Origin of the sequence: Pantoea sp. S61, from assembly GCF_016625145.1 — a bacterium.
GTDB classification, from domain to species: Bacteria; Pseudomonadota; Gammaproteobacteria; order Enterobacterales; family Enterobacteriaceae; genus Pantoea; species Pantoea rwandensis_B.
The window spans coordinates 26,283-42,782 of sequence record NZ_JACVUO010000029.1; the positions used below are offsets into that span (position 1 = coordinate 26,283).

Below are 16,500 nucleotides of genomic sequence, written 5' to 3' on the forward strand. Positions count from 1 at the left end.
CCTGGGGGTCTTTGACGGGGGCGCCCCGGCATTCGCTTAAGCCTTATCTGCCGGGCACTGTGCTGGGTTTTCCCTGAGCGCAGCCACACGGTTTTCTTTACGCCAGACGCCGGGCGGCACGCCGTACCGACGCCTGAAAGCCCGGGTAAACGTATGCTGAGATTCGTAATGATAACGCTCAGCGATCTCCGCAATCGTTTTATCAGAATGAATGAGCTCTTCTGATGCCGCCGCCAGCTTCCGTAGCCGGATACAGGTACTCATCCCCATGCGCTGGCTGAACAGGCGGTTCAGATAACGCTGGGAATATCCGGAGTATTCGGCAAGTTCGCGCATGCCAATCCTCCCGTCCTCATGACTCATCGCTCAGCGGATCAGTTCTGAAAAAAAATTATCATTGGTCACAGCGATCACCAGTCAGTCACGGCCAGAACACCGGCACAGTTACCCTGTTACCCGGTCGTTTTACCCGCCCGCAGTAATGAACAGATAAACGATAAAATACACCACGCCGTAGCCGGCGGTGGCCACCATCATTGGAACGGCGTCTTTCAGGGAATACATGACCTGCCGCCTCAAAAGGTATAGGTGACGGCGACCGTACCGGTCCCTTCATTCCGGCGAAGCACAACCGGGCTGTCAGCGGCAGTGTCATCCAGCCACGTGTAGCCCGCGCTCAGCACGCTCCCCCAGTTGGCATCAAACTGATGGCTCCAGGACAGCCTGGTGTCGGTGCCGTAAAATCCGCCGGCCGCGTCATAGCGTGAGTAGACGCTGTTATGGCTCTGCGTCTGGCTGACGCCGTACCAGGTATTCATAAAACGCGCATCGCCAAAGAGCGCCGCTGACTGCAGCGCCACCGTGTCGCTCTGCGACTGCAGCGGGACCAGCGTCACCGACGCCTGATAGCTCGCACCCTGGTCGTCACTCAGCGGTAACACTGCTTTTCCCTCGACGCTGAACCAGGGGGTGACCGCCCATCCCAGCGCCAGCCCGGTATTGACGGTGGCCTTAATGTTTCCCATGCCCTTCAGATTGTCAGCACCGTCCCGCCAGGAAGCGTTCCTGTCGGCGCGCCCCAGTCCGTAACCCAGCGTATGCTCTAAATAAAAACCGCCGTCGCTCTGCAGGTCATAGCCAATGCCCTTTTGCGCATCCGCAAACAGGGCCCCTTTACGCGCCTGGAAGACCGGCACAGGCTGCAGGTTCATTTTGTCAGACCCGCTGTAGCGCGGGGCGAACTGCGCGCCCAGCCCGAGGGTGACGCCGTCCTGAGGTCCGCTGTCGTCGGCCTGCCCCGGGACCGCTACTACCGTCAGTACCAGGCTGGTTATGTACAACGCCGTTTTTCTGTTTATCATCGTGTCACCTCATCATCCGTCCGTATGCCACCCCTTGCCCGGGTGGTCGCATCGCGAAACCGGAGTATCCCGTGGCTGTGTCAACAAACCGCCAGGGATTTATGAAGAAACTGTCAAGGTGAGCCATGCAGAACAAAAATATTCTGATAATCGAAGATGACGCCGACGCGGCGGAGGTGCTGGAAGCCTACCTGCGCCGGGAGAACTATACCGTCAGGGTCACGACAGACGGTCTGAGCGGGCTGGAACAGGCGGAACGCTGGAAGCCGGACCTGGTGCTGCTGGATGTGATGCTGCCAGGTCTGAACGGCACCGAGGTGCTGGCAAGGATCAGACGCAGCAGCGACGTGCCGGTCATCATGGTCACGGCGATGGGCGATACGCCTGACCGCATAGGTGCGCTGCGCTATGGGGCTGACGACTATGTAGTAAAACCTTATCATCCGGGGGAAGTGGTTGCGCGCGTGCAGGCCGTGCTGCGGCGCAGCGCTGCGGTGCGACAGGCTGATGAGGTGCTGCGCTGGCAGGGTCTGGAGGTCAACACCTCCGCCATGACGGTGACCGTCACGACCAGTGAGGGGCCCGTCATCAGCGTGGAAACGACGCCCACCGAGTTTGCGCTGCTGGTCACGATGATGCGCGCGCCGGTTCGCGCGCTGAGCCGCCAGTATCTGCTGGAGCAGTGCCTGCCGGAAAGCGATGCGCTGGAGCGCGTGGTCGATACCCACGTTTATAATCTCCGCCGTAAGCTTGAGGCGGCGGGCATCCCCGACGTGCTGCTTAACGTCCGCAGCGTGGGCTACCGGTTCCGTCAGCCATGAAAGTAAAACGCCCTCAGACCCTCTGGCGCTGGCTGTGCCTGCGCATACTGACTCTCGCGATAGGGACCGTCGTTCTGATTGCGTTGTGCATGTGGCTGCGGTTCACCGTGCAGTATCTCTGGATCACGCACCATATGCCGCCTGCGCTGTTGCAGGAGTTCCTAGCCCTGCGCGAGCACCCGGAGGCGGATCCGGCGCGGTACCATGAAATCGTCGATGCCTGGTGGGGGATTCGTTATTCTGACCCTTCCATTGCCTCTTCTGACTGGATCACGGTCGGCATTCTGGTGCTGGTGACGAGTCCTTTTATCACGTCTCTGGGGTTGCGCTACGCCCGGCCGCTGTCCCTGCAGTTCAGCCACCTCAGGCGAACCGCGGAGGCAGTAACGGCGGGACGTTTTGGTTCACAGTCCGCGCTGGTTACCGGTGCGCCAGCAGAAGTGCTGCACTTTGCCGGCGACTTCAACGCCATGACGCGTCAGCTGGCGCACTACGAGCGGGAGCTCCGGGCGTCTCACGTCGCGATGGCGCATGAGCTGCGCTCGCCGCTGACGGCTGCGATAGGCAGGCTGCAGGGCCTGATTGACGGGGTTTTTGACGACGACCCGCGCCACCATGTGATGATCATGAGCCAGCTGCGGTACCTCAGCCGCCTGATTGATGACCTGCACCTGCTTTCCCTTGCGGATGCCGGTCAGCTTAACCTTGACTGCGCGCCCTGCGATCCTGCGGACCTGCTGCGCGAACGCATTGCCTGGATAAAGCCCCAGCTCGACGCGGCGGGCATGCAGATCGGGCTGACCGTCACCAGCCAGCCGGCCGTCACGGCGGATGCCTTCCGGCTGGCACAGGTGTTTACCATTCTTCTTGAGAACGCCCTTCGTTATGCCGGCGCCGGATCCTGCCTGCGTATTCGCCTGCAGCAGCGAGCCGGTACCTGCCTGATTGATTTTCAGGATAACGGACCGGGCGTTCCGGCTGACTTTCTGGCCAGTATGTTTGATCGTTTCAGCCGCGGGGAAACCTCGCGCGCGCGGCACTCGGGCGGCAGCGGTCTGGGGCTGTCAATAGCCCGGGCTGTCTGCCGCGCGCACGGCGGTGACATCAGCGCGACGCTTCCGGCCGGCGGCGGTCTGCGTATCCGGGTCGAACTGCCGGCCAGATAAACCCCTTTTTTACCGTCTTGATACGTTCTTGACCGTTTATCCGCTGAATCTCGATAGTCAGCGGATGTAATGGCGCGGTCTCTCTAAAGGAACTGTGCCATGACTGATGATTTCACCCGCCTGCTGAAGGAGGGAGCCGAACACCTGCTGGAACCCCGGCGCTTTGACCTGTTACTGCCCCTGCTTCCCTGCCTGCTTGTGCTGGTCCTGAGCGGGTGCGGCCATCCTCAGGAAGATACAGCGGCACCGCCGCGCCCGGTCCGGAGCGTCACTGCCCCCGCCCCGGCTGCCCCGGCCGCCCTGAGCCTGACCGGCGAGGTGCGCGCCCACGACGAGATGGCCCTGAGCTTCAGGCTCGAAGGACGGGTGCTGACGCGCCGCGCCGACATCGGCATGGACGTTCACGCCGGCGAGGTGCTGGCCACGCTCGACAGCCAGACCGTGGCGAACCAGGCCAGCAGCGCGCAGGCGGATCTGGCCAGCGCACGGGCAGCCGGGCAGCTGGCTTCCCTCAACCTGAAACGCATGCGGGCGCTGATGCCTTCCGGTGCCATCGCCCGGGCGCAGCTGGATTCAGCGGCGTCAGACTGGCAAACCGCGCAGTCCCGGATTCAGAGCAGCGAGGCGGCGCTGAAAACTGCGCAGGAAAACCTTCGCTGGACCTCGCTCACCGCACCGGAAGCCGGCGTGATCACCGGCGTCAGCGTCTCGGCCGGCCAGGTCGTCAGCGCGGGCCAGACGGTCGTGACCCTGGCTTCAGGGAACAGCCGCGATGTGATCGTCGACGTGTCCGATCCCGGCAGGATCCCGCGTGCGCCCGGCGACCTTTTCCGCGTCGCGCTGCTGACCGACCCGGCCGTGTCCGCGACCGGGCACCTGCGGGATATTAGCCCGCAGGCCGACCCGCAGACCCGCACCTGGCGGGTTCGGATTTCCCTTGACAGCCCGCCTGCCGCGCTGACGCTCGGTTCAACCGTCACGGTCATGCTACCCGGTACCGGCTCACCGGTGATGGAGCTGCCGGCGTCCTCCCTGACGCGGCAGGCCGGTCGTCCGGCCGTCTTCGTCATCGACCCCGGGCAGAACCGCCTCCATATTCGCCCCGTGGTGATTGCGCAATTTTCAGCCAAATCTGTGTTTATCAGCGCGGGCGTCATGCCAGGCGAACGCGTGGTGATCGCAGGCGTCAGTAGCCTGCGAGACGGCGAACGGGTCGCAAAAGATGAAGAAGGACAGTCCTGATGAAAAGCGCCTTTAATCTTTCGGCCTGGGCCCTGCAGCGTCAGCAACTGATGGCGTTTCTGATGCTGCTGACGATGGCGGCCGGCATTTTTTACTATGAGCAGCTGCCGCGCAGTGAGGATCCGGCGTTTACGATCAAAACCGCCGTGGTGTCCGCGCAGTGGCCGGGCGCCACGCTTAACGATACGGTCCAACTCCTTACCGATCCCCTGGAGAAGAAGCTGCAGGAAATCCCGTGGCTCGATTACGTTCAGAGCGAAACGCACGCGGGCCGCAGCGTAATATTCGTGAACCTGCGCGATGATACTCCGCCAGAAAAAGTACCCGGCATCTGGTATCAGATACGTAAAAAAATGCAGGACCTTTCCCCGTCCCTGCCCCAGGGGATTCAGGGTCCGACGGTAAACGATGAATTCGACGACACCTTCGGCACTATTTACGGCTTTACCGCCGACGGCTTTTCCCCGCGGGAACTGCGCGATCGGGTGGAGATGGTCCGCCGCGACCTGATGAGTCTGCCGGACGTGGGCAAAATTCAGCTGCTGGGCGAGCAGGAGGAGCAGCTGGTTGTTGCGTTCTCCCCGCGCAGGCTTGCCGGGATGGGGCTGAGTCTGCAGCAGGTGACGGATGCCCTGCAGGCGCAGAACGCGGTTGAGCCGGCGGGTACCGTCCGCACCGGCGATGACAACATTGCCCTGCGCGTCAGCGGCGCGTTCAGAAGTGAGGAGAGCCTTCGGGCGGTTACGCTGCACGTCAACGGGCGCTATGTGCCGCTCACCGATGTGGCCACTATCACAAGACAACCCGCGGAGCCCCCGTCGCCGCTGTTCAGGGTCAACGGGCGACCGGCAATCGGGCTGGCGGTATCCATGGCGCCCACCGGAAACATGCTGGATTTTGGCCAGGCGCTCAACGCGCGCCTGCGCGCCGAGGCGCAGCGTCTGCCGTACGGCATAGAGATGTCACGGGTGGCCGATCAGTCGGCTGTGGTCGGTGAGGCCGTCGGTTCCTTCCTCCACGTGCTGATCGAGGCGGTCATTATCGTGCTGGCGGTGTCGTTTGTTTCCCTCGGGGTGCGAGCGGGCCTGGTCGTGGCGGCCGCCATCCCGCTGGTGCTGGCGATGACGTTTACGGGCATGCACCTGGCCGGGATTGGTCTGCAGCGCATCTCGCTCGGTGCGTTGATTATCGCGCTCGGCCTGCTGGTTGATGACGCGATGATAACGGTCGAGACCATGGTCTCCCGGCTGGAGGCTGGCGACACGCGTCGGGAGGCGGCCACGTACGCCTTCAGAACCACGGCCATGCCGATGCTGACCGGCACGCTGGTGATGATAGCGGGCTTTATACCTGTCGGCTTTGCCGCCTCCAGCGCCGGAGAATACTGCTATACGCTGTTCGCGGTGGTCATGATTGCGCTGCTCTGTTCATGGGGCGTCGCCGTTCTGTTTTCCCCCCTGACGGGGAGCTGGCTGCTGCCCGCCCGGCTGCCTGCTCACACCGCAGGCCCCGGCAGGCTGGGCAGCGCCTACCGCCGCCTGCTCGGTGCGGTGCTCCGCCACCGGCTGACCACGATGGCCGTCGCGCTGCTCGCTCTGCTCATGGCGGGGGCCGGCACCACCCTGATGCAGGGCGAATTTTTCCCGGCATCCGATCGCCCGGAGCTGCTGGTCAGCCTGACGCTGCCGGCCAGCGCGTCGCAGGATGCGACGCTCCGCCAGGTGCAGCGCCTTGAAGCGGTGCTCAGGGACAACAAACTTATCGATCGCTATTCGGCCTACGTGGGCTCCGGGGCCATTCGCTTTTATCTGCCGATGGACGTACTGCTGGACGATGAAAATACCGCTCAGCTGGTCGTGGTCGCCAGAGACCTGCCGGCCCGCGAACAACTGCAGCAGCAGCTGAATGCAGTTCTCGCGCAGCATTTCAGTGAGTTTACCACTCGCGTGTCTCCGCTGGAGCTGGGCCCGCCTGTAGGCTGGCCGGTCCGCTACCGGGTCAGCGGACCGGACTATACGCGCGTCCGGGCGCTGGCCGGAGAGGTGGCGTCGACCCTGGGGGCATCATCACTCACTCGCGGGGTCAACCTGACGGCGGGCGATCCGGAGCGCGTGATAACCCTGGCCGTGAACCAGACCGCCGCCCGTGCGGCAGGGATTTCTTCCGAAGGCCTTGCGCAGTATCTCAACGCCATATGGTCCGGCCGCGTGGTCACGACGGTGCGCGACGGCAACCGAATGCTGGACGTTGTACTCAGAGCCGGCGAGGCGGACAGGCGCGATCTCAGCAGCCTGTCGGGGATGATTCTGACGTCGGATACCGGCGCGAAAATACCGCTTTTACAGATTGCGCAGCCTCAGGCAGGGCTGGAAGATATGGTGATATGGCGGCGTCAGCGGCTTCCTTTTATCACGGTGCAGACCGATCTTGCTCCCGGACTCCGGGCTCAGGCGGTCTCAGCCGGACTGCGTCCTGACATTGACAGGCTGCGGGCGAAACTGCCGGCAGGCTACAGCATCAGCGAGGACGGCACGGCGGCTGAATCCGATAAGGGCAACAATTCGGTGCTAAGCGTCCTGCCGGTGACCCTGCTGGTCATGCTGGTGCTGCTGATGGTCCAGTTGCAGCGGATCTCCCGCATGCTCCTGGCGCTGTTAATGGCGCCCTTTGGCCTGCCGGGGATCGTCATGGCCATGTTGTCCACCGGTACCCCAATGGGATTTGTGGCGCTGCTGGGCATTATTGCGCTCGCGGGCATGATTATCCGCAATGCCGTCATCCTGATTGTGGAAGCCGACGGCAAAGTCAGAGCCGGAATGGCCGCGGATGATGCCGTTACAGCCGCAGCCCTGCACCGTGCCAGACCCATTCTGCTGACGGCCTGCGCTGCCATACTGGGCATGCTACCGATATCCCAACAGGTGTTCTGGGGGCCAATGGCCTGCGCAATTATTGGAGGGCTTCTGGTGGCGACGGTGGTGACGCTTACCGTCCTGCCTGCTGCACTGAGCGTAATGATTCAATATGAACAAAGCGGAACGCCAAGATGGAAGATTCTGCAGAAGGCCTAGAGGGTTTGACGGGCTACATGGCGAGCGCAACAAAACGCACTTTCTCTACGGGAGGTTAACAACATTGCTTGTGCTTGCCACTTATCACCTCGATCCTTAGCACAGGACAATCCTACAAAAATCCCTATGACTATGTGTTACAAGTGAGGCGTCCGGTTTGAACGGAGGCTATTACAGTGAGAATTAATGATCTCTGTTTAACGATAACGCAATAGGTAGACGCATTGTTGAACTTAATATCTAATTAAAATCCTCTCAGTATCAAAAGTTCTTTCAATTTCTTTGGCTTAAGCGCATAGAACTTACGACTTCCGCTTCATGACCCAGAATGACCAACTGTGATAAATCAGCGTAAGCGGAACAATGATGGCCGATCCGATTAAAACAAAAACCTGAGCGGTTTGAGGTGCTGCACCCTGATAAATATCTAATTCATTCATCAAAATCCAGGGATGCATGCCAATACATCCACCCAGGAATATCAATGCGACCAACGCTTGGGTGAATACCAGTCACATTAACGGATGTCCGCGCCAGAGCCCCCACACCTGTAGGCAAGCCGCGACAGTCGCCATCAGAATCACCAGTTTCCCAATCAAAAGCGCCCAGCACTGCTCCCACAGGGGCATATTAAACCACAGCAGTACTGCAAAAATTAGCAATGAAACCAGCCACCATACCCAGCACCAGCCTCCTGCAAGGGGAACCGTTGTTTCCCCCAGCCGCCAGCGTACCCAACAGCAGGCCATGAGGAGATAAACAGCAATGAGACCCAAACCCGACAGGCATCCCGTCAGGTTGAGGATATCAGCCATCGCGTCCGGCTGCGTGCTCAGCACAGCATTCATACACAACCCCTGAATCATAGCCGCAAGCCCGGAGCACGCCATCATCAGGCGATCGAGCCAGCGTTTGAGCTTCACCCCAGCTTCAGCGCGATACTCCAGCGCCAGCGCGCGCAGAAACAGGCATAAAAGCATGACAAAAACAGGCAAGGCCAGAGAACTCATCATCAGGCTAAAGGCAGCAGGAAAAAGCGCAAACATTCCCCCAGCCAGAAGCACCAGCCAGGTTTCATTTGCGTCCCACACCGGCAGAAGCGTATGCGTCATCTGTTCCCGCTGCTCATCTGCCCTAAACCAGAAGAACAGCATGCCGGTTCCAAGGTCTGTTCCATCCAGCAGAATGTACATCAGTAAAGAGAAGCCCAGGAGGACCGCTGAGAAATCTGCCAGTAGCATGTTCAGCCTTCCTTAATGGGGTGTTTTCAGGGCAACGGCAACCATACCTGGCTTATCAGGGATTGGAGCAGAAGCGTGGCGCAGGAGATATCTCAGACCCAGCGTGAAACCAGAAGCGTAAACAACCAGGATGGCGACAAAGATGATGACAGTGGACGTCAGAGAAAGGGGTGAAACACTCTCTGAGGTGCGCAGGATGCCGTATACCGTCCAGGGCTGTCGCCCCACCTCAGTCACTACCCACCCCGCAATGAGCGCGGTAAAACCTGACGGTGTCATGCAGACCAGCCATCGCAACAGTTTAGCGGAATGATTAAGCCTGCCACGCTTGAGTTGCATTAGTGCCACCAGCGAAGTGATCAGCATCAGCACTCCAAGCCCAACCATTATCCGGAACGCGAAAAATACGGGAGCAACAGGAGGTTGATCCGCTCGCGGGAATTCACTGAGGCTTTTAATGTGACCCGTGAGATTATGGCGCAGATAAAGCGAGGCAACCGAAGGAACCAATATTTCTGCCATATTACGTTGGGCCTTTTGGTCGGGCCAGGCGAAAAGTCGCAGCGGCTCCCCTTCCCCTTGTGGCGGCGGTTGCCAGCTTCCCTCGATAGCCGCCAGTTTGGCGGGTTGATACTTCAGCGTGTTCTCGCCGTGGAGATCACCGGTTACCATCTGCAGCGGCACGGCGAGAAGCGTCAGAGTCAGCGCGCTCTTCAGCATGAGTTGAGAAGCCATTTCTCCCGGAAAGCGCAGCAGGCGCCATGCCGCGATACCCATCATAAAATACGCGCTTCCGATTAGCGCAGCGGTCACCATGTGGGCAAAGCGCCAGGGAAACGAAGGTGCGCGAAGGAGAAGGATTATGCTTTCAGGAACAAAGTGCCCCGCGTCATCCCGGGTAAAGCCCACCGGTGTCTGCATCCAGGAGTTGGCGGCCAGGATCCAAAAGGCACTTAGCAGCGCCCCAAAAGCCACCATGCAGGTCACGGCAAAGTGAACATGGGGGGGGATGCGGCCAAAGCCAAATAACATCACGCCAGTGAGTGCCGATTCCAGAAAAAAAGCGGTAAGCACTTCATAAAACAGAAGCGGCCCGATCATGCCGCCCGTTTGCTGAGAAAAAGCAGCCCAGTGTGTCCCGAACTGAAACTCCATGACGACGCCAGATACGGCTCCCACCGCCACGGTCAGGGAAAATATCTTTATCCAGAAGTGCAGCGCATCACGCGCCGCAGTGTTTTTTTGCCACAACCAGCGAGCTTCAAACCAGACCAGCAGGGGCGCAAGGCCCATGGTGAGCGCTGCCAGCACGATATGCATCGCCATGGTCAGAGCAAACTGCACGCGCGCAATCAGCAATACCCATTCGGCGTCATTCACGCGTGGGCTTTCCGCTATAGCGTGTCACCGGGAGTTGTTCCTTACGTCGTATCTCCGTGACAAACGTTTCCAGCACCGCCATCAGTGGGCGGAGGCTTTGCCAGAGCTCATCGTCGTTGAGAAGTTTGATAATGCCCCGCAGACCCGGTGCTTTCTGACCCTCATTCAGTTCACTGGCGGGTTTCGTCGCCATCACAGCCGCACGCAGCGCCAGAAGAATGTGGTTAAAGCGTTCAGGAGGAATGCTGCCTACAGCCATCATCATCAGGGACAGGTTCTGTACCGCATTACGCGAACCGGGGCGGTTGAGCCCGGCCACCAGAATTTTTCCTATTTCGCTGTTTGCCTTAACGATATCGTTGGCCAGTCGGATAAAACCGTGCTGGTGCAGATTTTCCAGCAGTTCACTGAGCGCGTCCTGTGCATTCTGCTCATCCTGAACTGGCGGTACGGTGTAATTGAGTCGCTCTGCCATCAGTATTTCTCCGGATGATCGCTGTGTTCGGGCGGTTCGCGGTATCCCTGCTGCTGCCATTTTTCCTCAACCGCCAGATGGGAAACAGGGGTGCGTTGGCCGTAGCGGAAATTATGTGTGGGTAAAGGATTGGGCTGAGGGTGGCGGCCAATGCGCGTCATTTTCACCGCAATTTCTTTATAAGCAGGCGTGTTGACGTCGGGATCGTGATGGTCTCCGGTGAGGCTGTTGATCCCCTCTTTTCCATGGTGAATGGGAATAAACAGGACGTTTCCCGCTACGCGTGAGGTCACGACCACCGGCACCTCAATATTACCGCGCCGGGAACGCAGGCTGACCCATTCGCCTTCCGACAGCTGGCGCTCAGCGGCCAGCTCAGGAGAGATTTCGACAAACCAGTTAGGCGAAAGGGACATAATGCGGCCTCCCTGCCCGGTCTGATTCGTTGACTGGAAGTGTTCGAGCATGCGTCCATTATTCAGTAACAGGTCGTAGTCATCATTCGCCTCTTCCATGGGAGGCTGCCAGCTGAGCGGATAGAGCCTTGCTTTACCGTCGGGGAAATGGAAGCGATCGGTGTAGAGCAGGGGTGTGCTCTTCCCGTCAGGCGTAACCGGCCAGATCTGTGACTGCCAGCCCACGAGATTTTCATAACTCACGCCAGAAAATATCTCCGCGATACCCGCGGCTTCAGCCATAATTGCGCCGGGATTGGGGTAATGCCAGTGGTGGCCCAGACGGGCTGCAACGTCGGTGAGAATAGCCCAGTCAGGGCGGCTGTCGCCCAGCGGTTTCAGCGCGGGGGAGAAATGCTGAATACGCCGTTCGGTGTTCACAAACGTCCCTTCTTTCTCAACGCTCGGGCACCCCGGCAGAACCACATCCGCAAACTCTGCCGTACGGCTCATGAAGATGTCCTGAACCACCATGAATTCCAGTTGACTGAAGGCTTCATGCACTTTGGTTGAGTCAGCATCAGAAAAAGCGGTTTCTTCCCCTATCACGTACATCGCCCGAATCGTGCCTTCATGTGCATGCTGAACCATCAAGAAGTTATCAGCACCGGGTTTATCGGACAGCGATTCCGGGGAGACATGCCAGGCGCGGGCCCATTTCTCACGGGAAGAAGGATCGCTGACCTTTTCATAACCGGGATAAACGTTGCTGAGGCAGCCAAAGTCACTTGCCCCCTGGACATTGTTATGGCCACGCATTGGATAGCCACCCGTGCCGGGTCTGCCGTAATTCCCCGTGACCAGCAGCAGGTTAGAAAGCGCCGTATTGGTATCCGCACCATGGCTGTGCTGCGTAATCCCCATGGCCCACAGGATACACACGCTTTCGGCCCGACCAATTAACTCTGCCGCTTCCTGCAGTTCATCGACAGAAAGTCCCGTCACGGCACTGGCAAATTCCAGCGTAAACGGGGCAAGCGAGGCCTTATACTCCTCAACGTGATTAACCCGCTGTTCCAGAAAAGGCAGATCGGCATAACCCTGCTCAAAGGCATATTTCGCCATCGCAGATGCCCAGACCATATCTGTACCAGGGCGGATACGCAGGAAGCAGTCAGCGCGGTCTGCCATTTCATGTCGCCGGGGATCCACCACCATCAGCTTCTGCCCCTGATGCTTGTGGCTTTGCTTAATATGGGCGGCGATGACGGGATGATTCTCAGCAAGATTGCTGCCCAGGGTAATGATGAGGTCTGCTTTCTGCAGATCCCTGATGGTGCCGGCATCTCCGCCGTATCCTACCGTCCGAAACAGCCCCTCAGTGGCCGGGTTCTGGCAGTAGCGTGAAGAGTTATCGACGTTGTTTGTTTTGAAAATCAGGCGGGCAATTTTTTGCGTCAGATAGGCTTCCTCATTACTCGCCTTACTGGAGCCGATAAAGCCAATGGCATTTCCACCGTGACGACGTTCAACGTTGCGCAGCCCTTCCGCCACACGCTGCAGAGCCTCGTCCCAACTGGCCGGACGAAACTGACCGTTCTCACGAATTAACGGTGTCGTCAGGCGGTGCGGGCTGTTAACAAAGTCCCAGCCGAACTTCCCTTTGATACAGGTTGAGATTCCATTAGCGGGTGCTTCTGCCACCGGCTGGATTTTCATGATGTGGCGATCGCGCGTCCAAATTTCGAAGCTGCACCCTACGCCGCAATACGTACAGACGGTTTTGGTTCGCTTGATTTCTGCCTGCCGCATCGCATTATCAATAAGCGAAACGCCAGTAATGGGTTCCATGCCGATGCTGGGCTCCAGCGATTTCACAAAATCGATAAGCGGTCGCTTGAGGTCCGGCTCCATAGCCGTAAAAGGACCACTGTCAGGTTGCATGGTTTTCTCAAGCAGGGCATTACAGGGACACACCGTTACGCAGTGACCACAACTGACACAGCTGGAACCCGCAATTTTGGTCCCTCCATCCCACAGAACACGCGGATGAGGCGACTGATAGTCAATCGAGAGTGTTTCGTTGACTTCAACGTTTTGACAGGCTTCTACACAGCGCCCGCAGAGAATGCACTGGTCCGGATCGTAAGTGTAAAAAGGATTGGAGGTGTCTTTTTCCGCAGGCTTGCGTTCGTAGGGGTAGTACTGAATCGGAATATGCATATCGGCAACGGTATCGTGAAGCGTGCAGTCAGCGGTGTTGTGTTCACAGACGGTACAATAGAGTTCATGTCGCTGAAGCAAGCGATCCATGCCCTCCTGCTGGGCCGCCTGCATCATTTCGTTCTGGCTATTGACCACCAGCCCGTCTCTTGTGGACAGCGTACACCCGCGCACTTTTTCACCGTCGGCCTCGGCCCAGCAGACATCACAGCTCTTAAGCGGCGGCAACGCCGGGTGATAGCAGACATGCGGTAGCTTTTTCCCCTGGAGTTGCAGGAAATCAATTAAAGGTTGATTAACCGCTCCGGTCAGTCGCTCACCATTATATAGAATGCTGCAACTCGCTTCGCTCATTAATCGCCTCTCAACGGACGGGATGGAAATCCCCGTAATGAATACTCGTGTAATTGTAAAGTTATGTCTTCAGCTTAGTGAGCAAAGTGAATAATGCAATATTAATGGTTTCGCTTATATATCCATTAAGGTCAGGGTCAAGAAAAATTAGCACAGGAAGTCATTGATGTGAATTAATAATCTTATTTACAACTACTGCCCCAGGGCGTTGGGAAATTAAATTTATCTCGTCTCGCTTATATTACACCCAAAACTTTTCTTATATTGATGATGAGTTTTTTTTGTAAATCACACACCCCTGCAAAGCCATGTAAGATATTAAATCAATAAAATCAACAGACTACATAACACTGAAGATTAGTTCTCACTTACATTTAATCAGGCATTTATAACAATAATTTAAGTGGGGTCTGTATTTATAGTTTTTCTTTTCGCATGCTATCTGGACAGATCCGTAAGCTTCATCTTTCTAAACCTGACTGGGCCAATTTTAAAAAAATATCCCTACCTGTTTTTTCTTGATAAAAACCACTTAACTAAACGCTGCGCTTAAATAGTTTAGCTAATTCACCCGTTCTTACGTGACAATCATCACATCTTTGCCAGGCTTAATTAACATGCTAATTATGAGGTTAAGATGAATTTATTCACTAACAAAACACTTATCACTCAGGAATATCCCAAGCCGCCATTTGAACAACAACATCAGCCCATTCCGGGACTGGCCAGCAAGATGGAACCGCGCCCCGATCATGGTGAAACGAGCTATCGCGGCATGGGACGTCTTACCGGCCGTAAGGCGCTGATAACCGGTGGGGATTCGGGCATAGGTCGCGCCGTTGCTATTGCGTATGCCCGCGAAGGTGCAGATGTTGCCATTAACTTTCTTCCCGCCGAGGAGGAAGACGCGGCGGAAGTAGTGAAATTAATCGAAGCGGAAGGTCGCAAAGCTGTAGCGATCCCAGGCGATATCCGTTCTGAAGAATTCTGCCAGCAACTGGTGAAAGAGGCGGCGGAAAAATTAGATGGCCTGGATATTCTGGTGAATAATGCCGGCCGTCAGCAATACAATGAATCTATTCGTACACTTTCCATCGAAGATTTTGACGCCACGTTCAAAACCAATGTTTATGCGATGTTCTGGATAACCAAAGCGGCGCTAGAGTATCTGCCGGCGGGTTCTTCCATTATCAATACTTCTTCTGTACAGGCTTATGAGCCGAGCGCCATTTTGCTGGATTATGCCCAGACCAAAGCGGCGATCGCTGCTTTCACCAAAGCCCTTGCGAAGCAGCTGGGTGAGCAACAGATTCGTGTCAACGCCGTGGCACCTGGCCCGTACTGGACGGCATTGCAGGTCTCCGGCGGTCAACCACCTGAGAAGATCGAACAGTTTGGGGCCACCGCTCCCCTGGGCCGTCCCGGCCAGCCCGCTGAAATCGCACCGCTGTATGTCACTTTTGCGGAAATCAACAACAGTTTCACCTCTGGCCAGGTCTGGTGCTCCGATGGCGGCACCGGCACGGTCTGATATTCTGCAAATTAATCAGAATGTGGTCGCCTGCGCGAGCACATTCTTCCATTGATGTTTGCGGCATATTATCAACTTGCAAAACATACCAACGAAGATCCACGTGAAAGCACATTTTTATTGCCGCGGGTAAGGGGGGCCCTCTTCTGTGCTTACTGAACGGAAAATACACTAAATACTATCTTCTGCATCCAGCGCGTTAAGCCCGGACTAGCGCTGGCTCACAAAGCAGGATGTCGATGCGCTTCACGCTCATAAAAATCTCCCAGGATAATCCTCCTTGATTTCATGAACATCATCATAATGCCCAAATAACCGATAGCGATTCTGTGCAATACGATTGTAAATAAAGTTAGTAATAAAATCAGGCAGGAAACAAATGACAGACAACACCTTCCAGGGCCACGGCATAAATGACATTGCCCGGCATATCGCCTGTGACCTCAGCCAGTGTTGATTCTGATTAATCAGAACGATTGTTCGAATATTTTCATCGGGCAAGCCGGCATATCTCAACAGCGTTTTACCCTTCTCACTCTGAATGGCTACAAAGCGTATTTTGCGATCGATGTGATGGCTCAGCAAAAAAATAACCCAGGCATTGCACAACTTACAGACACCATCATAAATGATGACTTTATCCCCGGCATTGAGAAAGGGCGGCATCGACATAACGATTTTTCCATTCGATAAACAGTCAGTACGGCACATCTTACTCTTACGTCAAGCGATGCGGGAAAGTCTCAATCTAAGCGAGACGGTTTACTGCCCTACTCAGCCGTGTTTAAGCTGTTTTATTTCCCATTCTGCTTATCTCCTGGAAGGAAATAGCCCGGCCAGCCCGCAATGCTGAATTGACGTCTATGCTTAGTGTTTCCAAAAAACCTTATAAACAGAGGTGCCTTAGGCACCCAAATTTTTCTGGAGGCCGGGTATGAGCAACCCAAACGATGTCAACCACCAGCAGGCTAGCGTCAAAGAAGGCGCCAAAACAGCGAACAACGATTCATCTGCGACCGCGTCGGGCAAACACGCGTTAGCCACCACACCGCCACCCGCCTTGATGCCAGTAACCTTGAAAGTGAATGGTAAAGAGCAGTCCCTGCATCTGGATACCCGCACCACGCTGCTGGATGCTTTACGCGAACATCTGCATCTTACCGGGACCAAAAAGGGCTGCGACCACGGTCAGTGCGGTGCCTGTACCGTTATCGTAGATGGGCGACGCATTAATTCATGC

At 56.9% G+C, this 16,500-nt stretch carries 12 protein-coding genes and 1 pseudogene; 6 read left to right on the top strand and 7 right to left on the bottom strand.

Annotated elements, in window-relative coordinates; translation table 11 throughout:
• Positions 1-36: 36 nt before the first annotated feature.
• Positions 37-336, bottom strand: a complete 300-nt coding sequence (locus IAE30_RS28095; RefSeq protein WP_200538874.1) for a helix-turn-helix transcriptional regulator — start codon at positions 334-336, stop codon at positions 37-39.
• A 239-nt stretch (positions 337-575) separates the two neighbouring features.
• The gene (locus IAE30_RS28100) at positions 576-1,361 is read right to left on the bottom strand and encodes a MipA/OmpV family protein (protein WP_200538873.1); all 786 of its coding nucleotides are present in this window, start codon (positions 1,359-1,361) and stop codon (positions 576-578) included.
• 125 nt (positions 1,362-1,486) lie between these two features.
• Between IAE30_RS28100 and IAE30_RS28105 the strand changes: the two genes are divergently transcribed.
• The 4 genes from IAE30_RS28105 (at position 1,487) to IAE30_RS28120 (ending at position 7,661) form a co-directional block, all read left to right on the top strand.
• The gene (locus IAE30_RS28105; RefSeq protein WP_200538872.1) at positions 1,487-2,182 is read left to right on the top strand and encodes a response regulator; all 696 of its coding nucleotides are present in this window, start codon (positions 1,487-1,489) and stop codon (positions 2,180-2,182) included.
• A complete protein-coding gene (locus IAE30_RS28110) occupies positions 2,179-3,348 on the top strand; it encodes a cell wall metabolism sensor histidine kinase WalK (RefSeq protein WP_200681442.1) in 1,170 nt (389 codons plus the stop codon). The genes IAE30_RS28105 and IAE30_RS28110 overlap by 4 nt, the downstream gene beginning before the upstream one ends.
• 99 nt (positions 3,349-3,447) lie before the next feature.
• On the top strand, positions 3,448-4,590 hold the full coding sequence (locus IAE30_RS28115; protein WP_200538870.1) for an efflux RND transporter periplasmic adaptor subunit: 1,143 nt from the start codon (positions 3,448-3,450) through the stop codon (positions 4,588-4,590).
• Positions 4,590-7,661 (top strand): efflux RND transporter permease subunit, encoded by a 3,072-nt coding sequence (locus IAE30_RS28120; RefSeq protein ID WP_200681443.1) that lies wholly within the window; start codon positions 4,590-4,592, stop codon positions 7,659-7,661. Before IAE30_RS28115 ends, IAE30_RS28120 begins: the two co-directional genes overlap by 1 nt.
• Before the next feature lie 302 nt (positions 7,662-7,963).
• On the opposite strand, the pseudogene IAE30_RS28130 reads toward IAE30_RS28120, so the two are convergent.
• The 4 genes and pseudogenes from IAE30_RS28130 to fdhF form a co-directional block, all read right to left on the bottom strand.
• A pseudogene (locus IAE30_RS28130) lies at positions 7,964-8,902 on the bottom strand (cytochrome d ubiquinol oxidase subunit II).
• 12 nt (positions 8,903-8,914) lie between these two features.
• Complete coding sequence (locus IAE30_RS28135; protein ID WP_200681446.1) at positions 8,915-10,282, bottom strand: cytochrome ubiquinol oxidase subunit I; 1,368 nt, start codon at positions 10,280-10,282, stop codon at positions 8,915-8,917.
• Positions 10,275-10,757, bottom strand: coding sequence for a DUF1641 domain-containing protein (locus IAE30_RS28140; RefSeq protein ID WP_200681447.1), 483 nt, complete (start codon positions 10,755-10,757; stop codon positions 10,275-10,277). Before IAE30_RS28140 ends, IAE30_RS28135 begins: the two co-directional genes overlap by 8 nt.
• On the bottom strand, positions 10,757-13,729 hold the full coding sequence (gene fdhF, locus IAE30_RS28145) for a formate dehydrogenase subunit alpha (protein WP_200681448.1): 2,973 nt from the start codon (positions 13,727-13,729) through the stop codon (positions 10,757-10,759). Before fdhF ends, IAE30_RS28140 begins: the two co-directional genes overlap by 1 nt.
• A 637-nt stretch (positions 13,730-14,366) precedes the next feature.
• On the opposite strand from fdhF, the gene IAE30_RS28150 reads away from it, so the two are divergent.
• Positions 14,367-15,260 (top strand): SDR family oxidoreductase, encoded by an 894-nt coding sequence (locus IAE30_RS28150; protein ID WP_200538866.1) that lies wholly within the window; start codon positions 14,367-14,369, stop codon positions 15,258-15,260.
• Positions 15,261-15,512: 252 nt separating this feature from the next.
• Here the strand turns inward: IAE30_RS28150 and IAE30_RS28155 are convergent, their stop codons facing one another.
• On the bottom strand, positions 15,513-15,932 hold the full coding sequence (locus IAE30_RS28155; protein ID WP_200538865.1) for a DUF393 domain-containing protein: 420 nt from the start codon (positions 15,930-15,932) through the stop codon (positions 15,513-15,515).
• Between the two features lie 262 nt (positions 15,933-16,194).
• On the opposite strand from IAE30_RS28155, the gene IAE30_RS28160 reads away from it, so the two are divergent.
• Positions 16,195-16,500 (top strand): 2Fe-2S iron-sulfur cluster-binding protein (locus tag IAE30_RS28160; protein WP_200681449.1); only part of this gene is annotated, 306 nt, incomplete at its 3' end.